25 protein-coding genes are annotated in these 22681 nt (G+C 63.6%); 9 read left to right on the forward strand and 16 right to left on the reverse strand.

What is annotated here, in order from left to right:
* Positions 1 to 56 precede the first annotated feature (56 nt).
* The 6 genes from ACKWRH_RS40620 to ACKWRH_RS40645 form a co-directional block, all read right to left on the reverse strand.
* Positions 57 to 224 carry a hypothetical protein gene (locus tag ACKWRH_RS40620; protein WP_445218122.1) on the reverse strand — a complete coding sequence of 56 codons (168 nt, stop codon included), beginning with the start codon at positions 222 to 224 and terminating at the stop codon, positions 57 to 59.
* A 202-nt stretch (positions 225 to 426) separates the two neighbouring features.
* Positions 427 to 912, reverse strand: a complete 486-nt coding sequence (locus ACKWRH_RS40625; protein ID WP_028152211.1) for a DUF2852 domain-containing protein — start codon at positions 910 to 912, stop codon at positions 427 to 429.
* 120 nt (positions 913 to 1032) lie between these two features.
* A complete protein-coding gene (locus tag ACKWRH_RS40630; protein ID WP_063981090.1) occupies positions 1033 to 1773 on the reverse strand; it encodes a TetR/AcrR family transcriptional regulator in 741 nt (246 codons plus the stop codon).
* Between the two features lie 152 nt (positions 1774 to 1925).
* A complete protein-coding gene (locus ACKWRH_RS40635) occupies positions 1926 to 2288 on the reverse strand; it encodes a YciI family protein (protein WP_028152209.1) in 363 nt (120 codons plus the stop codon).
* A gap of 66 nt (positions 2289 to 2354) precedes the next feature.
* Positions 2355 to 2759: a YciI family protein gene (locus tag ACKWRH_RS40640; RefSeq protein ID WP_445218123.1), complete on the reverse strand. Its 405-nt coding sequence runs from the start codon at positions 2757 to 2759 to the stop codon at positions 2355 to 2357.
* A gap of 166 nt (positions 2760 to 2925) precedes the next feature.
* Positions 2926 to 3291, reverse strand: a complete 366-nt coding sequence (locus tag ACKWRH_RS40645; RefSeq protein ID WP_445218124.1) for a nuclear transport factor 2 family protein — start codon at positions 3289 to 3291, stop codon at positions 2926 to 2928.
* Between the two features lie 308 nt (positions 3292 to 3599).
* Between ACKWRH_RS40645 and ACKWRH_RS40650 the strand changes: the two genes are divergently transcribed.
* Positions 3600 to 5267 carry a methyl-accepting chemotaxis protein gene (locus tag ACKWRH_RS40650; protein WP_445218125.1) on the forward strand — a complete coding sequence of 556 codons (1668 nt, stop codon included), beginning with the start codon at positions 3600 to 3602 and terminating at the stop codon, positions 5265 to 5267.
* Positions 5268 to 5360: 93 nt separating this feature from the next.
* On the opposite strand, the gene ACKWRH_RS40655 is transcribed toward ACKWRH_RS40650, so the two are convergent.
* Complete coding sequence (locus ACKWRH_RS40655) at positions 5361 to 5738, reverse strand: cupin domain-containing protein (protein WP_445218126.1); 378 nt, start codon at positions 5736 to 5738, stop codon at positions 5361 to 5363.
* A gap of 89 nt (positions 5739 to 5827) precedes the next feature.
* On the opposite strand from ACKWRH_RS40655, the gene ACKWRH_RS40660 reads away from it, so the two are divergent.
* From ACKWRH_RS40660 to ACKWRH_RS40675, 4 genes are all read left to right on the forward strand, one after another.
* Positions 5828 to 6616: an SDR family NAD(P)-dependent oxidoreductase gene (locus ACKWRH_RS40660; RefSeq protein ID WP_445218127.1), complete on the forward strand. Its 789-nt coding sequence runs from the start codon at positions 5828 to 5830 to the stop codon at positions 6614 to 6616.
* A 125-nt stretch (positions 6617 to 6741) separates the two neighbouring features.
* Positions 6742 to 7179 (forward strand): hypothetical protein, encoded by a 438-nt coding sequence (locus tag ACKWRH_RS40665; protein WP_445218128.1) that lies wholly within the window; start codon positions 6742 to 6744, stop codon positions 7177 to 7179.
* A gap of 288 nt (positions 7180 to 7467) precedes the next feature.
* A complete protein-coding gene (locus ACKWRH_RS40670; protein ID WP_445218129.1) occupies positions 7468 to 7812 on the forward strand; it encodes a hypothetical protein in 345 nt (114 codons plus the stop codon).
* Positions 7813 to 8240: 428 nt separating this feature from the next.
* The gene (locus ACKWRH_RS40675; RefSeq protein WP_445218130.1) at positions 8241 to 8603 is read left to right on the forward strand and encodes a hypothetical protein; all 363 of its coding nucleotides are present in this window, start codon (positions 8241 to 8243) and stop codon (positions 8601 to 8603) included.
* Positions 8604 to 8710: 107 nt separating this feature from the next.
* On the opposite strand, the gene ACKWRH_RS40680 is transcribed toward ACKWRH_RS40675, so the two are convergent.
* The 4 genes from ACKWRH_RS40680 to ACKWRH_RS40695 all read right to left on the reverse strand — a co-directional run bounded on the left by ACKWRH_RS40680 (position 8711) and on the right by ACKWRH_RS40695 (position 11509).
* Complete coding sequence (locus tag ACKWRH_RS40680; protein WP_445218131.1) at positions 8711 to 9124, reverse strand: VOC family protein; 414 nt, start codon at positions 9122 to 9124, stop codon at positions 8711 to 8713.
* 105 nt (positions 9125 to 9229) lie between these two features.
* Positions 9230 to 9766, reverse strand: a complete 537-nt coding sequence (locus ACKWRH_RS40685; protein WP_445218132.1) for an SRPBCC family protein — start codon at positions 9764 to 9766, stop codon at positions 9230 to 9232.
* Between the two features lie 79 nt (positions 9767 to 9845).
* Positions 9846 to 11144 (reverse strand): RNA polymerase sigma factor, encoded by a 1299-nt coding sequence (locus ACKWRH_RS40690; RefSeq protein ID WP_445218133.1) that lies wholly within the window; start codon positions 11142 to 11144, stop codon positions 9846 to 9848.
* Positions 11141 to 11509 carry a YciI family protein gene (locus ACKWRH_RS40695; RefSeq protein ID WP_445218134.1) on the reverse strand — a complete coding sequence of 123 codons (369 nt, stop codon included), beginning with the start codon at positions 11507 to 11509 and terminating at the stop codon, positions 11141 to 11143. Before ACKWRH_RS40695 ends, ACKWRH_RS40690 begins: the two co-directional genes overlap by 4 nt.
* A gap of 141 nt (positions 11510 to 11650) precedes the next feature.
* On the opposite strand from ACKWRH_RS40695, the gene ACKWRH_RS40700 reads away from it, so the two are divergent.
* Complete coding sequence (locus tag ACKWRH_RS40700) at positions 11651 to 12616, forward strand: 2-hydroxyacid dehydrogenase (protein ID WP_445218135.1); 966 nt, start codon at positions 11651 to 11653, stop codon at positions 12614 to 12616.
* Positions 12617 to 12804: 188 nt separating this feature from the next.
* On the opposite strand, the gene ACKWRH_RS40705 is transcribed toward ACKWRH_RS40700, so the two are convergent.
* Entirely contained in the window at positions 12805 to 13449 is a 645-nt protein-coding gene (locus ACKWRH_RS40705) for a TetR/AcrR family transcriptional regulator (protein ID WP_445218136.1), read from the reverse strand.
* 106 nt (positions 13450 to 13555) lie between these two features.
* Between ACKWRH_RS40705 and ACKWRH_RS40710 the strand changes: the two genes are divergently transcribed.
* Positions 13556 to 14200: a glutathione binding-like protein gene (locus tag ACKWRH_RS40710; RefSeq protein WP_445218137.1), complete on the forward strand. Its 645-nt coding sequence runs from the start codon at positions 13556 to 13558 to the stop codon at positions 14198 to 14200.
* A gap of 72 nt (positions 14201 to 14272) precedes the next feature.
* Here ACKWRH_RS40710 and ACKWRH_RS40715 read toward each other — a convergent pair whose 3' ends face one another.
* The 3 genes from ACKWRH_RS40715 to ACKWRH_RS40725 form a co-directional block, all read right to left on the reverse strand.
* A complete protein-coding gene (locus ACKWRH_RS40715; protein ID WP_445218138.1) occupies positions 14273 to 15040 on the reverse strand; it encodes a substrate-binding periplasmic protein in 768 nt (255 codons plus the stop codon).
* Between the two features lie 37 nt (positions 15041 to 15077).
* Positions 15078 to 15404 carry a c-type cytochrome gene (locus tag ACKWRH_RS40720; protein ID WP_445218139.1) on the reverse strand — a complete coding sequence of 109 codons (327 nt, stop codon included), beginning with the start codon at positions 15402 to 15404 and terminating at the stop codon, positions 15078 to 15080.
* A 104-nt stretch (positions 15405 to 15508) separates the two neighbouring features.
* A complete protein-coding gene (locus ACKWRH_RS40725; protein ID WP_445218140.1) occupies positions 15509 to 17227 on the reverse strand; it encodes a pyrroloquinoline quinone-dependent dehydrogenase in 1719 nt (572 codons plus the stop codon).
* Between the two features lie 928 nt (positions 17228 to 18155).
* Here ACKWRH_RS40725 and ACKWRH_RS40730 point away from each other — a divergent pair.
* Together ACKWRH_RS40730 and ACKWRH_RS40735 are read left to right on the forward strand one after the other, a co-directional pair.
* Entirely contained in the window at positions 18156 to 18566 is a 411-nt protein-coding gene (locus tag ACKWRH_RS40730) for a hypothetical protein (protein ID WP_445218141.1), read from the forward strand.
* A gap of 306 nt (positions 18567 to 18872) precedes the next feature.
* The gene (locus tag ACKWRH_RS40735) at positions 18873 to 20978 is read left to right on the forward strand and encodes a patatin-like phospholipase family protein (RefSeq protein ID WP_445218142.1); all 2106 of its coding nucleotides are present in this window, start codon (positions 18873 to 18875) and stop codon (positions 20976 to 20978) included.
* A gap of 44 nt (positions 20979 to 21022) precedes the next feature.
* Here ACKWRH_RS40735 and ACKWRH_RS40740 read toward each other — a convergent pair whose 3' ends face one another.
* Positions 21023 to 22681, reverse strand: a complete 1659-nt coding sequence (locus ACKWRH_RS40740; protein WP_445218143.1) for a hydantoinase B/oxoprolinase family protein — start codon at positions 22679 to 22681, stop codon at positions 21023 to 21025.

Raw genomic sequence — 22681 nt, forward strand, 5'->3', positions numbered from 1 at the left:
TCAGCGCGCGGGAGATGCGCCGTCAGGGCTTGGTCGAGCCCGGCGCGGATCGGGTTCTACCGGTCCTGCACATGTACGTGATCAAAGCCGCAGAACGCACGCCCGCCGGCGCAGAGGCGAAAATGGCAATCGGGATCGGACGCGCAGCTGCCATAGACCAAGCCGATGTAGCCCAGCACCGCCAAGGCGGTCACGCCAAGCAGCAGGCGGGTGTAGAGGTCCATGATGTGCGTCGTCCAGCAGCGCGTTGGATCGAGGTGGCACGCGCAAGTCTTGGTGTCGGATCGTCGGCAGTTGGTTCTGGTCCCCCAAAAAACCAAACCGCCCGCCTGCGGGTTGCGCAGGCGGGCGGCTCGGGGCCATCAGGACTTTGGGGGCATGCGCCTGAAGGCTTTGAGAGGCAGACCCTGGATCGGCCGTTTTAGATCAGCCTTGCGGCTGGTCGGTCGGCGGCGGGGTCGGGCGCGTCTTGTGCTGCGCCATGAACTGGTCGAACTCTTCCTTGTCCTTGGCGTGACGCAGACGGTCGAGGAAGTTCCTGAACTCGACCTGCTCTTCCTCAAGCCGCTGCAGCGTCTCGGTGCGGTATTCGTCGAAGGCACGGTTGCCGCTCGAGGGCGGACCGAAGCCGAAGCCGAAACCACGGCGCTCCATGCGGCCGCGCATGCGGTCCATCTTGTACTGCATCCGCTCCATCTTGTTCTGCCAGCGATCCTGGTGGCTCCAGCAACCCATTTTTCTGCTCCCGAGTGTGAAAAAGAGAAGGGCAAGTCCGATCGGCCACCAGATGATGAAGCCGAGGATGGTCACGGCGATCCAGCCGGGATGCCAGGGCGTATCGAGCATGTGGGGGCGCTCATAGCGTTCGTCAGAGGAACCGCGCCATCGATTGACATCAGCGGTGTAGGCCATTTCCATCTCCATCACGGCACCAGCGCCGTTGTGAATGTAAATAACATTTACATAGCTAGACCATCCCGCGATTTTGTCAAGCCGGCCGCCTGACACGGTCGCCGAATTATTTGCGCAATTTTATTTCGGCTTGCCCCAAGGTCCGCCGGGCGGCAGGCCAGAACCGGAGGATGCCTCCGGTGGCACCGGCGGCGGCTCGGCGCTTCTTGCCGGCGGACGGCGGTCGGTCGGGAAGCCCAGGCCGCGCAGATAGATCAGCACCTCGGCTTCGAGCAGGTCATCCGGCGACATCGGCAGTTTTCGCCGTGCGGCGTCGCCGCGTGAGAACAGCGAGGCCACGCCGTGCGCCATCGACCAGATGTGCAGCGCCATCATCATGGCCGGTGGCCGCGGCGTGCCGGGCGGCGCCAGCGCCGCAAGCCGTTCTGCCGCGGCGCGAATGATGTTGAAGGCGCGTTCACTGGCGGCCTGCAGGGCCGGATTTGAATCGACCGGCACGCCTGATTCGAACATCGCGTTGTAGAAGGCGGGCTCCTCGCGGGCAAAGGCGAGATAGGCCTTGCCGACGCGCTCGAACGCGGTGACCGTATCCGGGCGCCCGTCGTCCCAGGCCGCGGTCAGGCGCTGCTCGAACTGCTCGAAGCCGCGCTGCGCGATCGAGGACAGCAGTTCCTCGCGGTCGCGGAAATGCCGGTAAGGCGCCGCCGCGCTGACGCCGGCCATGCGCGCGGCATCGGCAAAGGTGAAGCCGGCCGCGCCCTTCTCGGCGATCAGCCCGAGGGCAGCCTGCAACAGGGCTTCTTTCAGATTGCCGTGGTGATAGCCGCGCTCGGTGCGGCCCTGGTCCTTACGCCAGCTCATGTGAACAGCTTTTACATGAGCCGGGCGTGAAGTCACTAGCGCAGGCCGGATTTGATTAACCGGCCACCTCGTTATTCCGGGACGGCGCGACGAGCCGAACCCGGAATCTCGAGATTTCGGGCTCGCGCATGCGCGCCCCGGACTGACACGGCCTAGCCACCGGGAATCGGCAGCACCGGCATGATCTCGACGCGTTCGCCGGGGAAGATCGCGAAGTGCGGGTGGTTCTCGAACATCTTGGCTGCGGCCTCATGGGACGCGGCGCGGACCACGGTGAAGGCGCCCATCTCGTTGGCGATGTCGGCGACGCCCTTGCCGTCGACCTTCTTGGTCTTGCCGAGAGGGCCGCCCATGGCCTGGATCGCGCCTTGATGCTTCTCGACCCAGCCTTTCCAGGCCGCCATGCCCTCCTGCTCCTTCGCCTTCCGCTCGGTCTCGGACATCGCGTTCCATGCGGCCCATTGCGGGCTGGTCTTGCTGCCGAGGAAAACGGCGAGATAGGTATCGGTGCTCATCGGTTCTCTCCTTTGTTGATGGATGATGGATTGACGAAGCCGCGAATTGATCCGCGGCCGTCTCGGCTACGTCTTCAGATCGTCGAAGCCGGCGGCGGCCGCCTGCACCTCCGGCGGAAAGTCGGCCATCTCCTGCACCTGCCGGATCTCGATGACTTCATTGGCGGCGGCCGGGCACTTCTTCGCCCAGGCGATCGCCTCCTCGCGCGAGGCAACCTCGATCATCCAGTAGCCGCCCAGAACTTCCTTGGCTTCGGCGAAGGGGCCGTCGGTCACGATGGGCTCCCCGGTCGCGAACGAGACGCGCGCGCCCATCGACGGCGGGTGCAGACCGTCGAGCGTGATCAGCACGCCGGCATCCTTCAGAGCCTCGTTGTAGCGCATCATCGCGGCGACGCGTTCGGGATCGAGTTGCACATCCGGCGGCGCGGTCTCGTAACCGAGCGGGATCATCAGCATCATGAATCGCATGAGCAGTCCTTGCTTGCGTTGTCGTTCCGGGTTTGCGCGGCGCGGCGCCACCCCCGGAAGGACGGGAGCGGCGGCCCGGGCCGCCCACCCTTACCTCTAAGACGAACCAACCTTTACGGAACCGACAGGATGATGAAAATTATTCCGGAGGTTATTGCGCCGGCCGCTAGCGCGGCTGCGGCAGGAAACGCCCATCCTTCCGGGCAGCGCCGAAATAGACGTCGATGCGGTGGACCTTGCCACCGGCAAAGGTGAAGAACTCCGTGTTGCGAAAGCTCCTGCCATCTGTCCCCAGACAGAGATAGGTGACGAAGGCCTCGTCGCCCCGGACGAAAATCCGCTCGATGTCGTGTCGCGCGATCCAGCCGGTGTCCCTCCAGCAGCGCTCGAAATAGGCCGCCTTGTCGAGGTCGTCGTCGAAGGGGCTGGTGAAGCGGAAATCGTCCGCCAATGCGTCGGCGACCCGTTGCCGGTCGTTGCCGAGATAGGCGGCGAAGAGGTCTCGAATCAGGTGCTCGCGGTCGTCAGGCATCGATGGTCTCCGCAGAGAAGATCCTCTTGAAGACGATGCACGAACGCGTGCCCCGACATTGCTTGCCGAATTTCAACAGAGACGATGCGAAAATATCGCGAGGCGCCTCCGTACGATTACGGTCCGACTATGTCCACCGCCGTGCATATAGGACGAGAATCTTCGCGCGCAGAACAACATGGCCAGCGCCGGAGACCGCGCAGCTTGCTGCAAGGGTTTACAGTTGATCAACGCGTGCATGCAACTTTTTCGGGAAGGCCAATTGCAGCTCGGCCGACGCATAGTTGAACCATTCCGGGGAACTTCAAGTGTTCAATTTCAACAGCAAGGCCAGGATCCAGCACGCGCTCGCGGAAGTCGACGCCCTCGATCGCTCGCAGGCCGTCATTGAATTCGATCTCGATGGCACCATCCTCGATGCCAACGAGAACCTTCTGAAAATGAGCGGCTATTCGCTCGCCGAGATCAAGGGCAAGCATCACAGCATCTTCGTCACCCCGACTGAGCGCGAGAGCGCCCGTTACCGCGACTTCTGGGCCAGCCTGAACCGCGGCGAATTCCAGACCACGCAATACAAGCGCTTCGGCAAGAACGGCAAGGAAGTCTGGGTTCATGCCTCCTACGCCCCGCTGCTGGACAAGAACGGCAAGGTGGTCAGCTTCATCAAGTTCGCCACCGACATCACGGCGTACAAGATCAAGACCATGGAAGACTCCGGCAAGATCGCCGCGATCAACCGCGCACAGGCCGTGATCGAATTCAACATGGACGGCACCATCGTCACCGCCAACGAGAACTTCCTGGGCGCGATGGGCTATTCGCTCGACGAGATCAAGGGCAAGCATCACAGCATGTTCGTGACGCCCGAGGACCGCGCGAGCTCGGCCTATGCCGCGTTCTGGGCCAGGCTGAACCGCGGCAAGTTCGAGGCTGCCGAGTACAAGCGGCTCGGCAAGGGCGGCAAGGAGATCTGGATTCTCGCGACCTACAACCCGATCCTCGACGAGACCGGCAAGCCGTTCAAGGTGGTGAAGTTCGCAACCGACATCACCGCGCGGAAGATGAAGGCCGCCGACAATGACGGCCAGCTTGCCGCGATCCAGAAGTCGCAGGCCGTGATCGAGTTCAACATGGACGGCACGATCCGCACCGCCAACGAGAATTTTCTCAAGGCGGTGGGCTATTCGCTGGCCGAGATCAAGGGCCAGCACCATTCCATGTTCGTCGAGCCGAACGAGAAGAATTCGGCGGCCTACCGCCAGTTCTGGGAGACGCTCAATCGCGGCGAATACCAGGCAGCCGAATACAAGCGGATCGCCAAGGGCGGCCGCGAGATCTGGATCCAAGCGTCCTACAATCCGATTCTGGACCTCAACGGCAAACCCTACAAGGTGGTGAAATACGCCGCCGACATCACCGCGCAGGCGATCGGCCGCAAGAAGGCCGACAATGCGCGCGGGCTGATCGAGGCGGTCGCGGCCGGCAGCGAGCAGATGAGCGCCTCGATCCGCGAGATCTCCGCGACCATGGCGAAATCGCGCGAGACCTCCAAGGTCGCGACCACCAGGGTCGAGTCCGCAGACGGCCAGGCTCAGAAGTTGACTGCGGCGGCCCAGGCCATGAGCGGCATCGTCGAGATGATTTCGGGCATCACCAGTCAGATCAACCTGCTTGCGCTCAACGCCACGATCGAATCGGCGCGGGCGGGCGAAGCGGGCCGCGGCTTTGCAGTGGTCGCCTCCGAGGTGAAGAACCTCGCCAGCCAGGCCAAGCAGGCCACCGATACGATTACCTCCGAAATCGACGCGTTGAACACCATCTCGGGCGACGTTGCGAGCTCGCTCACCGCGATCAAGGCCGCGATCGCCGGCGTCAACGAGTTCATCGCCTCCACCGCAGCCGCGGTCGAGGAGCAGAGCATCGTGACCTCCGATATGTCGTCGAACATGCAGCGCGCATCGGCAGAGCTGGCGTAAGCTCTCGCTTTATCACTATCCCCGTCACCCTTCGAGGGCCGCTGAAGAAGCGACCGCCCTGGGGTGACGGTGGGAGAGACCGATGCAATTATCCTACCGCTCCCAGCGTCGCGTCGCTTCACTCGCCCCTTCCGGCAGCATCTCGAAGACCGGCGAGGCCAACACCGCATGGACATGCAGCATGGTCGCTCCCGAATTGCGAAACCCGTGCTTGCGGCCGGCGGGAACCAGCAGCGCCTGTCCGGCCGTCACCGTGATACGCTCGGCTTCGACCCACATCTCCGCCTCGCCCGCCCGCACGGTGAGCACCTCCTCGACTGTGTGGCTGTGTGTCGGCGCGCCGGCGCCGGGATCGACCCATTGCTCGAAGATGCAGAGCGCGGTCGCGCCGTTGCGCGCGGATGTGACCATGCGGGTCTTCACACCTGGCCGCCATTCCTCGAGCGGGATCGTGCTGGAATCGATGAGCATGGGCTGGAGCCCTTCTTGCCGGGACGAAAGCGAAGTAAAAGGAGCCGGCGCTCGTGCGCGCCCCTTTCGAACACAGGACAGATTAGCAAATGCCGCAGGCCCCACAAAACGTCGCCCTTGTCACCGGAGCCGCGCGAGGCATCGGGCTCGCGACGGCCAAGAAATTCCTGGCCGAAGGGTGGCGCGTCGCGCTGCTCGATATCGAGGGAGAGCTGCAGGCGGGCGCGGCGGCGGCCCTGAAGAATCCCGATAACACGCTGGCAATCACCTGCGACGTGTCCGACGCAGCCGCCGTGGGAGCTGCAATGGCGGCGGTCATGAGCCGCTTCGGTCGGCTCGATGCTCTCGTCAACAACGCCGGCGTCGCCGTGTTCGCGCCAGTGCTGGAGACCAGCGACGCCGACTGGAACAGGATCATGGCGGTCAATCTCACCGGTCCGTTCCTGTGCACCAAGGCGGCCGCGCCGCTGATGCGCGAGCAAGGCGGCGGCGCCATCGTCAACGTCACCTCGATCTCGGCGGTGCGCGCCTCGACGCTGCGTTCGGCCTATGGCACCAGCAAGGCTGGCCTTGCGCACCTGACCAAGCAGCTCGCGGTCGAGCTCGCCTCGCTCAACATCCGTGTCAACGCGGTCGCGCCGGGGCCGGTCGACACCGCGATGGCGAAGCAGGTGCACAGCAGGGAGATCCGCGCCGACTATCACGACGCGATTCCGCTCAACCGCTACGGCCTGGAGGAGGAACTCGCCGAAGCGATCTATTTCCTGTGCTCGGAACGATCGAGCTACATCACCGGCCAAATTTTGGCCGTCGATGGCGGCTTCGATGCGGCTGGCATCGGCCTGCCGACGCTGCGCGGCAAACGGCGGAACGGGTAGGCACAGGATTTGTAGGGTGGGCAAAGGCGCGTAAGCGCCGTGCGCACACCTTCCCTCCAGATTTGCGATGCCATTGGTGGGCTACGCTTTGCCCACCCTGCGGGATCGAGCTTGTGGAGTGCTCCATGCGACGCATGTTCTTTGTTGGTGCCCTGATGCTCGCATCCGCGCTGCTCGCCGCCACCCCCGCGATGGCCGAAATCCGCATCATCCAGTCGCCGGGCGGACAGGTCGGGCCGTTCCTCGACCTGTTCGAGAAAGTGCGCGAGAGCGGCGAGCGCGTGGTGATCGATGGTCCGTGCCTGTCCGCCTGCACGCTGGTGCTGAGCATCGTGCCGGGCGAGCGCATCTGCGTCACCAAACGCGCGATACTCGGCTTCCACGCGGCGCGTTCGGTCGACCGGCGCGGGCGTTTTTTTGCCGAGCCCGAAGCCTCCGACGCGGTGCTGCAGGCCTATCCCGGCCCGGTGCGCGACTGGATCAGCCGACACGGCGGGCTCTCGTCCAGATTGCTTTTGCTGAAGGGCCGCGACCTTGCGGCGATCTATCCACGCTGCCGCTGAGCAACAGGCGGCCGCCAGCGATGTGACCGGGTTGCATCCGCCGCTGTCCGGCGATTAGGCAGTTTTGCAAAATTTCGACGATCCGGACACGAAATCCGCTCAACCGCTTGGCAATGCCTGCCCAATTTACGCAGTTTGCGGCTTTTCCCGACCGTCTATGATGGTCCCGTCCAGATTGAGGCCGCTCGGGTCACGATGGCTGCAGGGCCGTCATAATCTCAGCAGTGGTCACAGACTAGGATGGTTCCGCTTTTTCAAGATTACTCATTTTCAATCCGATCGCAGCCCGTGCAGCCCATCGATTTTCACTACCGCCTGTCGGACCAGGGACGCATTGTCCTTGGCCAGTTGAGCTCCCAGGAAACCGTCGAATTCGAATTGCTGTCACGGCGCCACCGCGAGGGCCTGATGGACCTGCCGTCCGAGCTGCGGCTGCTCGAGCTCTATGTGAAATATATCGGCTCGGGCGCAGAGGCTGCGTTCGCGCCGTCTGAGCCCGTATGGCAGGCGAGCGAGCCACTGCAGCGGCGGAGACCGCCGCGCGCGCGAACGGCGCGGCCGCGCAACTACATCCTCTCGATGATCGTGATCGCGAGCGTCAGCTTCACGCTCATCGCGTTGCTGGTGGGCTAGCAGGCAAGCGCGACGGCGAAATTGCGCAGGTCACGCATTTCGTCAGGCCTAGTAGAGCCTCTGGATGGTCTGCGCCAATTCCAAGGTCGCGCAGATGAGCATGCCCCAAAGTGCAAAATTGATTTGTAGCGCCGCTGCCATCGGTCGCTCCCCTTCCAAGTTACGCCCACCCCAGTTTGTAGAATTTATGAAGAAATTATTAGCGATTCTGTCGTGGAGTTTACAGCCTAATATTTCGCCAGTTGTTGTGCGATGCGATCCGCATGATTTCACGAAGCGGCCTCACTGCTCTCGCAATGTGATGCGAGAGCACGATTCCATATTGGGCCTTGGCGGCCACGTCGTTTCCCTTAGGTTCCATTTAACCGGCGCGATGCAAGGCTCCGCATGCGGAGTTTGCGTGTCGCGTACCGCACCAAGGGTCCGGCATGCTGCGTCACGGCTTCGTCTTGATTACTTTTTGCGCAGCGCTCCTCGGATGCGCGGCGGCGCCAGCGCAGGAGCGCCGACCGATCGCATGGGACGGCCTCGGCCGGGATCCGAACCAGGCCGCTCACCGTCCCTCTGTCACGAAGCGGCGCGCAGCGAACCCGGCGCCCGCACAGGACAACCCCAATCAGGAGCGGGAAAGAGTGCTCAGCACCTTGCGCCCGTTCTCCGAGGCGTGGTGGGTGGTCCATGACGAAATCGAGGCGGAGAACGACAGGCAGCTTGGCTCGAAACTCGTGATCTGCCCTCGCTGCGTCGAACCGCCCCCGCCGAGCGATGACGTGACCGAATCGATCCGGTGAGCGAGCATCCAGCCGACCGGCCGTGTGACATGACGACATCATAAGTGCCCCTCCCCCGCAACTACCGGAGAGGGATCACGGCCTGGCGCATCAGGCGGTCACGCCTGTCACATTCCCTCGGCCGGGCAGTTCACCATCCAGGGAATGCCGAACTTGTCGACGCACATGCCAAAGCCCTTGGCCCAGAACGTCTTGCTGAAGGGCATGGTGACGGCGCCGCCGTCGGCGAGCGCGTTGAACTTGCGCTCGCCATCCGCGGGGTCCGTGACCGTGAGCGAGACCGAAAAGCCCTGGGCTTTCTGAAAATGCTCGGGTGGCGCGTCGGAGGCCATCAGCACGCTGCCGTCGGGCAGCGACATCCGCGCATGCATGATCATCTTCTCGCGGCCGGGCGCGGCGGGCATGTCCGGCGGCGCTTCCGATGAGCGCATCATGGCGTCGATCTTGCCGCCCAGAACCTTGGCGTAGAAGTTGAACGCCGCTTCGCAGGTGTCCTGATAGAACAGATAGGCATTGATCATCGTTTCTCTCCTCTTCGTTTTCTTGCCAATTTCTTGGCAGTTCCTTGCAGTTTCTTGGCGGTTTCCTGGCTGCTCCTTGGCTGCTCCTTGGGGCAGCAAGCCTTGCTACTTCTCGGTGAGCTTCTTCAGGCTGGCGAGGCCGACCTCGAAGTCCTTGCCGATCATGTTGTCCATGTTGATGAACACCTGCATCACCTTGGACATGAACGGCGCCGGACCGTACATCGCCCATGTGACCAGTGTGGCATCGCCTTGCGGCACAAAGGTGAACTCGGCCGTGTTGTGGCCTTCGAACGGGCGCTCGAAATCGAGCTTGATGCGAAGCTTCGACGGCGTGCTCGCCTCGAGGATCTCCATATGCCCGGCGCCGACATTGTTGTTGCCGTCCCAGGCATAGGTCGCGCCCTTGCCTGACGTGGTTCCGCCGAAGGTCCGCTTCATGGCGGGGTCGCGATCCTCATAGGGCGACCAGCTCATCCAGAAATGGAAATCGGCAACGTGCGGATAAATCGCATCGGCCGGCGCCTTCACGGCAAGCGAGCGCTCGACACGGAACGTATCGGGTTTTGTCAATGCGAAGACGAGGACCGCGGCTACGCCGACGGCGAGCACGACGGCGATGATGGCAATGGCTTTCAGCATGAGTGGGCTCCCTGGATATGGAATTAAGACGAAGGAGAACGGCGGGAGCCGACAATTGGCGGAACGAAATTTTTGGCCGTCACGTCGCCTTCGCGCCCTGCCGGGCGCCATTGGCCCCCTTCGGCTGGCTGTCCCGGATCAGGCGATCAATGTGCATCCGGATATGGGCGGCTTCCGCCGAAGTATTGGCGAGTGCGATGGCGCGGTCGAAGGCGATGCGGGCTTCGTCGTTGCGGCCGAGCTGCATCAGGAAGGCACCACGCACGCCGTGGAAATGGAAGTAGTTGGCGAGTTTCGGCGCCAGCGGCTCGATCAGCTCGAGCGCCGCTTGCGGCCCGCGCACCTTGGAGACCGCAACCGCGCGGTTGAGCGTCACCACCGGCGAAGGCTGCATCACTTCGAGCGCTCCGTAAAGCAGGTCGATCTGCGTCCAGTCGGTTTCCTCGGGCGTCGACGCGCGCGCATGCAGCGCGGCGATCGCGGCCTGGACCTGATAGGGGCCGCTGCGGCGATGGCGCATCGCCTTGTCGATCAGCGCCAGGCCTTCCGCGATCATGGTGCCGTTCCACAGCGTACGATCCTGGTCGTCGAGCAGGATCACCGCGCCGTCCGCGGCAAAGCGCGCGGCGCTGCGCGCGTGCTGCAACAGCAGCAGCGCCGCGAGCCCCATGATCTCCGGCTCGCTCTGGAACAGCCGCAGCAGCAATCGCGCCAGCCGGATCGCTTCCTCGCACAGCGGCTTTCGGATCTCCGCAGTGTCGCCGCTGGCCGAATAGCCTTCGTTGAAGATCAGGTAGATCATTGCGGCAACGCCGGCGAGCCGCTCGGAGCGCTCGACCGCGCCGGGCGTTTCGAACGGCGCCCCGGCCTCAGCGACCTTCGCCTTGGCACGGGTGATGCGCTGCTCCATCGCCGCTTCCGAGACCAGGAAGGCGCGCGCGATCTGCTTCACGGTAAGGCCGGAGACGATGCGCAGCGCCAGCGCGATCTGCTGGGTCGCCGGCAGCTGCGGATGGCAGCAGATGAACATCAGCCGCAGGATGTCGTCGCGGTAGTGCGAGCCGTCGAGCCGCTCGGCGAGCACGCCCTCGGCGTCGTCGAGATCGGAGATGGCCTGGTCGTCCTCGGGCAGCGGCTGCTGCTTGCGGGCGCGGCGGACCTCGTCGATGGCGACGTTGCGGCCGACCATGATCAGCCAGGCTGCTGGATCGCGCGGCGGCCCGTTCTGCGGCCAGGTCTTGAGCGCGCGCAGGCAGGCGTTCTGGAAGGCCTCTTCGGCGGTGTCGAGATCGCGGAAATAGCGCAGTAGCGCGCCGACCGCCTGGGGGCGCGCCGAGGTCAGCGCGGTCTCGATCCAGGCGGTGTCGGCCTCGCTCACGTCGAAATTCCTCCGGGCCGGAATACGCCGACGGGGCGCACCTCATAGGCGCCGCCGGGATTGGCCGCGCCGAGGTCGCGCGCAACGTCGAGGGCTTCGTCGAGGTTCCTGCAATCGACGATATAGAAGCCGAGCAATTGCTCCTTGGTCTCGGCGTAGGGTCCGTCGAGCACCAGCGGCGGGTCTTCCTTGCGTAGCGTCGCCGCCGCCGTGGTCGGAAGCAGCCGCGCCACCGGACCGAGCCGGCCTTGCTGTGTGAGCTTGTCCTGCACCACTGCGAGCTTCTTCATCACGGCCTCGTCCTGGTCCTTGCTCCAGGAGCCGACGAAGTCCTCGTCGTGATAGCAGAGGATCGCATAAAGCATGGGCAGCACCTTCCTGAACGCTTGTTTCAAAGACGATCCAATATGCCCCGCCCCGACAGGGCTGCGGAAAAAATTTGCGAGAAAAATCCGTCGGATCGTGCCAAGGAGGGTTTTCAAAGCGGAACCGACGAGGCACTTCGAATGAGCATGGGCACACTGGCCGTCCTGATCAACAGCACGCAGCAGAACTGGCTGCCGGAGCGCTGGAAGGCCCGGCTCGACGCGGTCTGCGGCGGCCGCCGCGTGGTTCTGCTGCCCGACGCCGGGCTCGATCCGGCCGAGGTGCACTATGCCGCGGTGTGGAAGCCGGTGCCGGGCGATCTCGGCTCTTTTCAGAACCTGCGTGCGATCTTCAATCTGGGCGCTGGCGTCGACGCGCTGATGGCCGACAGGAGCCTGCCCGACGTGCCGCTGGTGCGCGTCGCCGTGCCTGATCTCACCAATCGCATGACCGAGTATGTCGTGCTGCACGTGCTGATGCACCACCGCCAGGAGCTGTACTTGCGGGACTCGCAGCGCGCAAAGCGCTGGGAGCCGCAATATCAGTGGCCGGCGAGCGCCGTCACCGTCGGCGTGATGGGGCTTGGCACGCTGGGTTCCGATGCCGCCGAGGTGCTGCGCCGGCTCGGCTTCCGCGTTGCCGGCTGGAGCCGCAGCCCTCGCACGATCGAGGGCGTCGAATGCTTCCATGGCGCCGCGCAGATCGATGCATTCCTGCGCAAGACCGACATCCTGGTCTCACTGTTGCCGCTGACGCCTGACACGCACGGCATCCTCAACCGCGACGTCTTCACTAAGCTCAACCGCAGCAGCCCGCTCGGCGCGCCCGTTCTGATCAATGCGGGTCGCGGCGGCTTGCAGAACGAAGCCGATATCCTGGCCTGCCTCGACGACGGCACGCTTGGCGCGGCCTCGCTCGACGTTTTCGTGCAGGAGCCGCAGCCTGCGGACAGCCGGTTCTGGACCCACCCCAAGGTGCTGCTGACCCCGCACAACGCGGCCGACACCGACGCCGATGCAATCTCGGCCTATGTCGCCGAGCAAATCGCAAAGTTCGAGGCCGGCGGCGCGCTGGAGAACGTGGTGGACCGGGCACGGGGATATTAGACGCTTCGGCAGGCTGAGAGAGGCACGCACGCGCCCCACCCTCGCTGTCGTCCCCGCGTACGCGGAGGACCCATACCGCGTGATTTATCGTTGCGGATGGTTGCAGTACCGAACGACCAGTCTTCGCCAAACCACTCCCTGTGGTTATGGGTCCCGGGCTCGCGCTGCGCGCGCCCCGGGACGACGGCCTAACTTTTGGCCCCCACCATCACATCGATCGCGCCTTTCACGATCGCTTCCAACTCCTTGCGCGACACGCGGGCGCGGGAGCGGATAGCGATCGAATGCACGGTTGCGGAGGCGAGTTGCGCCAGCGCGGCCGGGTCGGCGCTCGCGGGCAACTCGCCCTTCTCCTTGGCGCGGCGGAAGCAACTGGCAAAGGCCTTGTCGAGCTCGGTCAGTCCATCCAGCACCATGGCACGGATCTCGGGATCGCCGACGGCTTCGGACGCCGCGGTCACCACCGTGAAGCAGCCGCGCGGACCGGTTTCGCCGGAGAGATAGATGTTCAGCGCGGACGCGAAGATGCGCTCGAGCCGCTGGCGCACCGGCATCTCCTGGCGAAAGATCTCCACCATCGAGGCGCGCGCGTCCTCGCGGTAGCGCTGGTAGCTCTTGATGTAGAGCTCGCGCTTGTCGCCGAAGGCGCCGTAGAGGCTCGGCCGGTTCATGCCGGTCGCTTCGCTGAGATCGTCCAGCGACGTCGCCGCAAAACCCTGTCGGCGGAACAGGTCGAGCGCCTTGCCGAGGGCGACGTCGGGCTCGTAGGCGCGCGGACGGCCACGCCGCTTCGGTTCGTTGGCAGCAGCTGGCGGCTTCGATTTTTGTACCATTTCGCAAATTAATCCTTGACCGCGGCCATATTATACAAGATGGTACAAAAATCAATCTGGCCAGGTTGAGCGACACCCAAAGAGGAATTGCCCAAGGAGGCCCAAGATGGATCTTTATTTCTCGCCGCTCGCCTGTTCGATGGCGACTCGCGTCGCGCTGTATGAAGCCGGCGCCGAAGCGAATTATCTCGAAGTCGATCCGCCGACCAAGAAAGTGCTGAACGACGGCACCGACTTCCGCACAATCAACCCGATCGGCCTCGTGCCGACGCTGCGCACCGACGAGGGCGTTGTGCTGACCGAGAACGCCGCGATCCTGCAATATGTCGCGGATCGGTTCCCGCAATCCGGCCTCGGTGCGGCCCAGGGCATCGATCGCACCCGGCTGCATCAATGGCTTTGCTTCATCGGCACCGAGCTGCACAAGGGCCTCTTCATTCCCCTGCTCGACCGCAAGGCGCCGCAGGAAACCAAGGCCTATGCGCTGGAGAAGAACCTGTCGCGGCTCGACTATGTCGACAACTACCTGAAGGGACGCGACTTCCTGCTCGACCATTTCAGCGTGGCCGACGCCTATCTCGTCACGGTCATCAACTGGACCATGGCGACCCCGCCGATCGAGCTCGCCAAATGGCCGAACGTGAAGGCGTACCACGACCGCCAGCGCCAGCGGCCGTCGGTCGCGAAGGCGATCGCCGAAGAGTTCGAACTGTACAAGGCCGAGCAGGCGCGCAAGAAAGCCGCGGCGTAAGGCCAAAGCGAGATCTTCATAGCGACGTCGTCCCGGCCAAACCGGGACGGCGTCGTTCTTTCGGCAATTCAGCTACCTCGGCGCTTGCAGCACGATCCCATAGCGACCGTATATCCGATCGATCGTACCGTCCTTGCGCAGCCGTTCCAGCGCTCCGTCGATCGCCTCGCGCAACGCATCATCCGGGCGGACCATGCCGACGGCGACATTCCAGTTGAGGTCGGCCACGCCCTCGTCGCGATCCAGGATCCGAAGTGCCTTGTCCGGATGCGTCAGATTGAAATAGCTCGCCGCGGTGGGCGTGACCGCAGCCGCATCGATCTCATGGTTTGACACGGCGTCGAGGCTGTCGGTCTCGAAGCCGAAGGTCGATGTGGGCACGTGCCGTTGACCGATAATCATGGCGGCGACAGAGCCGACCTGCACGCCCACCTTGGTATGCTCGCTGAGGCTCTTGAACGACGTGAGCGCGCTGGATGACGGCACGGCGAGCGCGACGCCCGTGCGATAGTACGGTTTCGAGATCCTCAAGCGGGTTTCGCCTTGCGCTTCCCGGTCGGCGATGACGTCCAACAGAATGTCACAACCGGCGCTGCGCATTTGGTACTGCGTGATGATCCAGTCGAGCCGCAGCGAGACACCGAGTTCGCGTGCCAGCACCTGTCCCAACTCGACCTGAAAGCCGGGCGGATCGCCGCCCTTGCGCGCAAAAGGAAGCGAGTTGGGATGCGCGCATAGCCCGAGCGCGCCACTCGCGCGGATCGCGTCCAGGGTTCGCGCCTGCGCCGGTCCCGACAGCCCGATGGCGGCACCGACGATAACCAGGACAATTGCCTTCATTCCGCGTCCTCATCTGGATGGATCGGGTCCCGGCGGATCAGCCCTCGCGCGGCTTCAAGGCGCGGATATATTTGACGATCTGGTCGATCTGCGCGTCACTGAAGCTCTCGCCGAATGCCGGCATCGCACCTTGCTTGCCGGTCTTGATACGGTTGTGCAGAAATTCGTCGTCTCGTTGCGAATTCATCAGTTGCGGTCCCCTGCCAGCAGCCCGGCCGCCGTCGGAGTGGCAAAAGCCGCAGGTCCCCGCGAACAACTGCTCGACGTCCAACGACCCGTTGTCCGGCGCCGGCGTAGCAGATTGAGCTTGAGCCACCACAACGCACAGCAACGAAGCGCCCAGCACCGCCGGAAGCGACTTCAAATGCAGTTTCAACACGTCCGCTCCATTCCTGAATCACGCACAGCCGCTGCAATCGACCGAGGAGCGGGTTTGCACCCGCTCCTCGGCAGATCGTTTGAGACAGACTATTTCAAGCTGAAGACGACGAGGGCGCCGTCGTCACGCGGCATGCTCTTGTAGACGCCGCCGAAGTTTGGCGCATATTCGTCCGCCAGCATCCCGCCGAAGCCGGCTGTCACGGCGATATATTGCTTGCCGCCGACGGAGTAGCTGACGATACCGCCCTGGTGGCCAGTGCCGTTGTTGTGCTTCCACAACTCGGCCCCGGTTTCGGCATCGTAGGCGTGAAGGATGCCGCGGGAGTCGGGTACGAACACGAGATTACCCGCGGTCGACAAGACGCTCCCAAGCGGCGGCTCGGGAAAGCGAACCTCCCATTTCTTCGCGCCCGTGATCGGATCGCGCGCGTCGAGATGTCCGTAGATCTCGCCACCCGGAGGCGGCACCATCTTGAAGTCGGCGCCGATGTTGAGCTGGACCTGGGGCGTGGTGACCGGCGTCGTCTTCTGAATATCCAGCGTCATGCACCATTCCTGGCCGATCTTGTAGTAAAGACCGGTCTTCGGGTTGTACGAGCCGGCGTTCCAGCTGATGCCGCCGCCAATAAACGGACACAGCGGTAGCTCAGTGACCTTCCCGACGGGGAAATCGCGACGACCGATCAGCGCGCCTGTCTTGGGATCGATATCCTTGACGAAGTTGATGTTCTCAACCAGCCGCCAGACGTTCTTCACGCCAAGATTACGGTCGTAGACGAAGACGAAGCCGCCCTTGTTCGGATGAACCACGTATTTCTGGCCATCGCGCTCAAGCATCACGAACTCGCCGACGGCGCTGTCGAAGTCCCAGGCGTCGTGAGGCAGTTCCTGATGGTAGGATTTCAGCTTTCCAGTATCGATATCGAGCGCGATGACCGAACTCGTATAGAGATTGTCGCCGGGACGCGCACCTTGCGTCTTGTAGTCGGCGCCCGACCAATCGTAGAGCGGCGCCGGGTTCGCGGTGCCCCACAAGATGGAGTTGGTCTCGGAGTCGTAGGTGCCCGGCATCCAGCCGCCGCCACCGCCCGTGCGCCATGAATCGTTGCCCCAGGTCTTCATGGCCTCGTCGGTGCCCGCGACCGTCAGGAACTCCCACTTCTTCTTGCCGGTGGTGGCGTCGACAGCGAAGATCGGGCCGCGCCCCGGCCATTCACCCCCCTGCGAGCCGATGATGACGCTCCCCTTCGCGTAAAGCGGCGCGCCGGTGAAGCCGACCGTGAGCTTCTGCGAGTCGATCAGCCTGGTTTCCCAGAGCACCTTTCCCGACTTCGCATCGAGCCCGAACAGACGACCATCCATCGTACCGACGAAGACCTTGCCTTCACCAAGGGCTACGCCGCGATTGTACGGCGAGTGGGTCTGTCGGCTGATGAGCGCCTCGTCGAGTTCCGGAAAGAACGACCAGATGACCTCGCCGGTCGCGCCGTTCAGCGCAAAGACCCGGCTGTACGAACCCGAATAATAAAGCACGCCATCGGCCACGAGCGGCATTGACTGCAGGCCGCGCGTCGATCGTCCGGGAATATGCGTCCAGGCTACGCCCAGATTGCCGATGGTGCTGGCATTGATCTGCGCGAGCGGGCTGTAGTGATGGGATTTGTACGAACCGTGATAGGTGAGCCAATCGTTCTGACCGGCGTTCTCGATCCGGGCCGTATCCACGGTTTGGGCCAACGCCGACGACACGATCAGCGTTGCGCCGGCAACAAGAGGTAGACCAGAATTACACCAACGCTTCTTCATCCGTTCCTCCCGCTTTTGTGTTTGTTGAACTTGCGTCTCGCAGACGCGGCGAGGGATGTTTGCAGCTCGCTATGTGTCGGTTCTTCTCCATCGCATATGAGCTGCCAACAGCTCTCGATCTCTCTCGGCGGACATCGCCAAAAGGAGCTACGTTCCCTGGACTGGTTGCTGTTGCACTCCCGCTCGCTCTCACAGAGTACGCCGGATGAGGCAGGGCGCAAAGATGGAATGCGCGAGCGGCGCGAATTTGACGCGCAGCACGAATTCGAAACGTCAGCTGCGCTGACCGTTTCGTCCCCATCGACAAAACGTCGAACTGAAACAGGTTATTTGTACGGCTCGCGCTGCATCATCGTGACGATATCGGGCCGGAGCGTCAGCAGCAGTACGAGGCCGGTCATGATCACCAGGTAGGGCACCGTGACGCGCGCGATGCAGCCGAACCCGTCACCTCACCTCGCGCGTCCATAGATCGCTAGCCGCCGTCGCCCCGCGCGGCGGATGATCGATGCGGTCGAACGCAGCCAGGATATCGACGGCGCTTCGACGCCTCTGCCGACCTCGCCAAATTGCCGAAAGTGAAGGCTTATCACAAGCGCCTGCGCCAACGGCCATCGGTCGCGAAGGCGATCGCCGGCGAGTTTGAGCTGCACAAGGTCGGGCAGGCGCGGAAGAAGGCCGCGGTGTAGGCCGATCTGAACGACCAACTTCTTTCGTCAACGAGGACGTCGTCCCTGCCGAGAGAGCCGAGACGACGACGTTTCCATGTCGGAGCGCGGCCGGCGGGCGGCACCGCACGCAATAGTTGCGTCTGGCGCCAGTCGCGCGATAGAATGTTCCGGCCCGGGGGGCCGGCGACATTACTGCGGCGGACTTTTTGAGGCTTCGCTGCACAATTCATATCGTTGCCAGACTGGAGATTTTCGCCATGACACAAGGCATCCTTCGTATCTGGTCTTGCGCGGCTGTTGGTGCTGCGCTGTGTTGTTCGTTCGCCCATGAGGCGCGCGCGCTCTGCGATCCTCCGAGGGACGTCAGAGACTGCGCCCGCGTGCCGAAGGAAATATTCGCGCAGGAAAGTCCTGCGCTGCCGGAGCCGCCGTTCGTCGTGACCTATCCGGGCACCGCGAGCAAACTTGCGCTGACTCAGTTCGACCTGCTGCGAGCGCCTTCTGCCGCGCCGACAAGCAACGGATGCCACCCGCTGAACCAGAGCGCATGCACCTCGGTGTCATCGGGAGATCTGACGAAAGCCTGGGTTGCCAAGAAGTCCGGCCCGTTCCTGGTCCGGTTTCAGGACGGCCGGTCGCTGCTCGCATCGCCCGTGGCCTCTCGCTAGCCTCTCGTCCGCGAGCGGAGATGCACGGTGCCGACTCCCACCCAGTCAGCAAGCACGCTGAGAACTATCGTCTGTGCCTTGGCTCCGCTGCGGTACATCCCCTATGGCCTGCGGGATGCGTTCGTCTGTCTCAGAGTCCTACTGATCCCGGCCTGCCTCAGCGCCTTCGCATCTCTCGTTCTGTTCTTGCCCGATCAGACGCGCGACTACTACCGCTTGATTGTCGAGAACCTTGCCGACCCGATCAACCTCACGCGTTGCTCCGCAATCGTCGCCGCGGTCCTGCCGATCCTGTTTCTGCTCGGCATGGCCGCGTGCCTGTCGTTCAGCACCATAGTGCTCCTCGTCGATCGGAACCGGCCAAGCCTGTACCGCACGGCCTGCGCTCGCCAGGCAGTGCCATTTCTACCGGTCGTGTTCGGGACGCTTCCGCTCCTCGCCGCCATCGCAGGCTTCGCCGCAAGCCTGATCGCTATCAATGTCCAAACTGAGCAGGACTCGATCGCCGGCATCCGGAAATTCGGAGATCCCACGTTCGCTCTGCAATTGCAGACACTCTTCGACTGGGCCAAGCGGGGCGACTGGTATTTCAAACTCGGACTGTGGGTTCTCGGCGTAATCACCGCCGTATTTTTCCTGAAAAGCCTGCACATCGTGCACCTCAGCCGCCGGCTTGCCGTACCTCAAAAAAGCAGGCTCCGGCGGATCGCACGCTGGGTCTTCGTCGCCTCAATCGTCCTGTCTCTGGCCGCGATCGTCCTGATCGCCGCGTATCCCGTGCCAATCGGTCAGGGCCTGGGGTCGATCTCCGTATTCGCCATCTTCATCGGCTGCCTTACGATGAATGCCACCGCGCTGAGCATCTGGTCCCGCCGGCTCGACTTTCCCATCATTCCGACGCTGCTAGCGCTAGCCGCCTTTCTGGCTTGGACCGACATCAACGACGATCACGAGCTGCGCCGCATCGACAAGAGCGGCAGCGAGGTCACCTCGTCGGCGACGCCCACGGCACGTCCTTCGGGCGACGTCGAAGGCGAGTTCGAGAAATGGTACGGTGCGAGGCCCGACAAAGACAATGCTGAATTCAACGGAGATCAAGGCTATCCGGTCTACATCGTCGCCGCGCAGGGCGGCGGCATCTACGCGGCGGCGCAAGCCGTACAGTTCCTGACTAAGCTGCACACGACCTGTGAACGGTTCGCCCAGCATTTGTTCGCCATCAGCGGCGTGTCCGGGGGCAGCGTCGGGGCAGCGCTCTATGCCGCCATGACCGACGAGTTCAAGCCAACGACGGAACAGTGCCGCAGCGTTGCGGAGGTCGGGAGCAGCGGCCCACGGACTCAGGACATGCGCGATGCGCAGCAATCCGCATTCGAGCTCGTGCGCAATGACTACGACTTCCTCTCGCCGCTGGTCGCTTCAGCCTTGTTTCCCGATTTCGCGCAACGCTTCTTCTGGCCCGCGAACCCCGCATTGTCGAGAGCCCGCGCGCTCGAGCAATCAATCGAGGCAGCGTGGGCGGACGTCGCAACCAGGAACTTCAGCGGCGTCGGCCGCGATGCTCTCAAGACCGGTGTCCTGGCATCCTGGAAACCCGCGGGCCTCAAGCCGGCGCTGTTCTTCAATACGACCGAGGTCGCATCCGGGCGACGCCGCGTCATCGCACCGTTCAGCTTCGGTAACGACTTTCCCACCGACGCGCAGTTCCTGCCGCTGACCGAAAACTATGACATCCCGCTAAGCGTTGCGGCAGTTGCCAGCGCGCGCTTTCCCTGGCTGACGCCAGCGGCCTGGTTCTGGGACACCGGCTCGAAGGCAATCCCGCCAGCCAAGAGTGCTATCACCAGATTCCACGTCGTCGACGGCGGATATTTCGAGAACTCCGGCGTCACCACCGCCGTGGAAATCATCAATCGTCTGCAGCGCCGGGCAGACACGTGCTGCAACAAGGCCCGTTTCTATCTCATCGTGCTGACATCGGGCGAATACAGCAAAGGCAGCTCCGACGCGTTCAGCGAGGCTGTATCGCCTGTGATCGCGCTGTTCAACAGCCGAACGGCGCGAACCTATTCGACGGTCGATCTGGCAACTCGCGATCTCGGCGTCATAGAGCGTGGCGCCAAGAACGTGCGCGGACGGATCAGCCGGGTGCAAAAGGCCGATTTCGGCGAGTACGTGATACCCCTGCCACTCGGCTGGCGCTTGTCAAAGATGTCGGCAACCGAGATATTTTTCCTGACCGGACGTGTCGGACATTGCGCGCCGAACGACAATTTCGCGCAGACGTCCGACGTCAAGGGCTTCGGTCCGGTCGATTGCGTGCAGCTTTTGATCCTGCACCAGCTCCGGGGCGATGATCTTGACACCGCTCTCAAGCAGGCACAAGCGCTCCATCCTCCAGTCAAGCCTTAGCATTGACAGATCGATATTGCTGAGAACGACGCTTTGCCAGCGCGTCAGCGCGCGTAGCCATAAATCTCGACGGCATTGTCGGCAGACACGAGGCCGCTCGCGACATCGTCGTTGACGGCCACGCGATCGCGCTCGCGGGGATCGCCGATGCCGGCACCGCCCGGCGTCATCACGACCAGCCGGTCATCCGGCGGCACGGTCTGAAAACCCTTGCCGCGCATCTTCTGGCCGGACTTCAGCCCGACATAGCCGGCCTCGCCATTCTGGCCCCCATCGCGGCCGCGCGGCGGATGCTCGATGCGATCGAACGCGGCCAGGATGTCGAAGGGTGCGTCGATGCCGCTGCCGACCTCGATGATCTGGCCGAGACCGCCGCGGGTGCGCCCTGCCCCGCCAGAATCCGGACGCAGCTCCTTGCGCCAGAAGATCAGCGGCGTCTGCGTCTCCGCGATCTCGACCGGCGTACCGCGCACGCCGCTGGGATAGGCGGTCGCCGACAGCCCGTCCTTTGCAAAGCGCGCACCGGTACCGCCGTTGGAGGTCACCGCCATCGAGAAGCCGTAATTGCCGCCGGCGCCGGAACGGGTCTGTCCGCGCACGTTGAGATTCCACAGGCACGAGGTGCCTTCCGCAGGCACGCGCTCGGGGATGATCTGGCGCAGGCAGCCGAACACGACGTCGGGCAGCATCTGGCCGACGATGTGGCGCGAGGCGACCGGCGCGGGCTTCGGCGCATTGAGGATCGCGCCAGGGGGAGCCGACACCGTCAGCGGCGAGAGCGAGCCGGCATTGTTCGGGATCTGCGAGGCGACGACGCAGCCGAGGCCGAACACGGTGTAGGCCGTGGTGTAGGACAAGGGCACGTTGATGCCGAATTTCGAAGCGGCCGAGGTGCCGTCGAAATCGACGTGGATGCCCTCGTCCGAGATCGTCAGCGTCGCGGCGAGCGTGACCGGCGCATCATAGCCATCGACGACCATGGTGTTGTGCCAGCTGCCCTTCGGCAGCTTTGCGATCTCGGCCAGCACCGCCTCGCGCGAGCGGTCGCAGATGTAGTCGCCGAGCTCGTCGAGCGTGTCGATGCCGAACTCGGTCATCATCTCGACCAGGCGTTCGCAGCCGACATCGTTGCAGCCGGCGAGCGAATAGGTGTCGCCCTCGGTGTCGATCGGCAGTCGCGTGTTGGTGCGGATCATCGCCATCAGCGTCTCGTTGACGACGCCCTGGTCGATCAGCTTGAGCATGGGGATGTAGAGCCCCTCCATGAACACGTCGGTGGCGTCAGGGCCGAAGCCGATGCCGCCGATGTCCATGAGATGGCTGGTGCAGGAGAACAGCGCGACCGGCTTGCCGTCCTTGAAGCAGGGCGTGGTGACGACGAAGTCGTTGAGATGGCCGGTGCCCATCCAGGGATCGTTGGTGATGTAGGCGTCGCCTTCCTTCATCGTCTCGATCGGGAAATGCGCGATGAAGTGCTTGACCGATTCCGCCATCGAGTTGACGTGGCCGGGCGTGCCGGTCACCGCCTGCGCCAGCATCCGCCCCCTGAGGTCGAACACGCCGGCCGAGAGATCGCCGCATTCGCGCACGATCGGGCTGAAGGCGGTGCGGAGCAGCACCTGCGCCTGCTCCTCGACCACCGCGATCAGCCGATGCCACATGATCTGAAGGTCGATCAGGCTCGCGCCATTTGCCTTGCTCAT

This window comes from Bradyrhizobium sp. Pa8 (genome assembly GCF_052588265.1).

Bases quoted from the DNA above. Each gene is read 5' to 3' on its own strand.
- ACKWRH_RS40685 (WP_445218132.1), bottom strand. From the start codon at position 9,766: ATGCTGAAAGCCATTGCCATCATCGCCGTCGTGCTCGCCGTCGGCGTA.
- ACKWRH_RS40730 (WP_445218141.1), top strand. From the start codon at position 18,156: ATGACACAAGGCATCCTTCGTATCTGGTCTTGCGCGGCTGTTGGTGCT.
- ACKWRH_RS40625 (WP_028152211.1), bottom strand. From the start codon at position 912: ATGGCCTACACCGCTGATGTCAATCGATGGCGCGGTTCCTCTGACGAA.
- ACKWRH_RS40640 (WP_445218123.1), bottom strand. From the start codon at position 2,759: ATGCGATTCATGATGCTGATGATCCCGCTCGGTTACGAGACCGCGCCG.
- ACKWRH_RS40695 (WP_445218134.1), bottom strand. From the start codon at position 11,509: ATGCTTTATGCGATCCTCTGCTATCACGACGAGGACTTCGTCGGCTCC.
- ACKWRH_RS40715 (WP_445218138.1), bottom strand. From the start codon at position 15,040: ATGAAGGCAATTGTCCTGGTTATCGTCGGTGCCGCCATCGGGCTGTCG.
- ACKWRH_RS40740 (WP_445218143.1), bottom strand. From the start codon at position 22,681: ATGAGCAAGGCAAATGGCGCGAGCCTGATCGACCTTCAGATCATGTGG.
- ACKWRH_RS40700 (WP_445218135.1), top strand. From the start codon at position 11,651: ATGAGCATGGGCACACTGGCCGTCCTGATCAACAGCACGCAGCAGAAC.
- ACKWRH_RS40660 (WP_445218127.1), top strand. From the start codon at position 5,828: ATGCCGCAGGCCCCACAAAACGTCGCCCTTGTCACCGGAGCCGCGCGA.
- ACKWRH_RS40635 (WP_028152209.1), bottom strand. From the start codon at position 2,288: ATGAGCACCGATACCTATCTCGCCGTTTTCCTCGGCAGCAAGACCAGC.
- ACKWRH_RS40645 (WP_445218124.1), bottom strand. From the start codon at position 3,291: ATGCCTGACGACCGCGAGCACCTGATTCGAGACCTCTTCGCCGCCTAT.
- ACKWRH_RS40680 (WP_445218131.1), bottom strand. From the start codon at position 9,124: ATGATCAATGCCTATCTGTTCTATCAGGACACCTGCGAAGCGGCGTTC.
- ACKWRH_RS40620 (WP_445218122.1), bottom strand. From the start codon at position 224: ATGGACCTCTACACCCGCCTGCTGCTTGGCGTGACCGCCTTGGCGGTG.
- ACKWRH_RS40675 (WP_445218130.1), top strand. From the start codon at position 8,241: ATGCTGCGTCACGGCTTCGTCTTGATTACTTTTTGCGCAGCGCTCCTC.
- ACKWRH_RS40710 (WP_445218137.1), top strand. From the start codon at position 13,556: ATGGATCTTTATTTCTCGCCGCTCGCCTGTTCGATGGCGACTCGCGTC.
- ACKWRH_RS40705 (WP_445218136.1), bottom strand. From the start codon at position 13,449: ATGGTACAAAAATCGAAGCCGCCAGCTGCTGCCAACGAACCGAAGCGG.
- ACKWRH_RS40630 (WP_063981090.1), bottom strand. From the start codon at position 1,773: ATGAGCTGGCGTAAGGACCAGGGCCGCACCGAGCGCGGCTATCACCAC.
- ACKWRH_RS40735 (WP_445218142.1), top strand. From the start codon at position 18,873: ATGGCCGCGTGCCTGTCGTTCAGCACCATAGTGCTCCTCGTCGATCGG.
- ACKWRH_RS40655 (WP_445218126.1), bottom strand. From the start codon at position 5,738: ATGCTCATCGATTCCAGCACGATCCCGCTCGAGGAATGGCGGCCAGGT.
- ACKWRH_RS40665 (WP_445218128.1), top strand. From the start codon at position 6,742: ATGCGACGCATGTTCTTTGTTGGTGCCCTGATGCTCGCATCCGCGCTG.
- ACKWRH_RS40725 (WP_445218140.1), bottom strand. From the start codon at position 17,227: ATGAAGAAGCGTTGGTGTAATTCTGGTCTACCTCTTGTTGCCGGCGCA.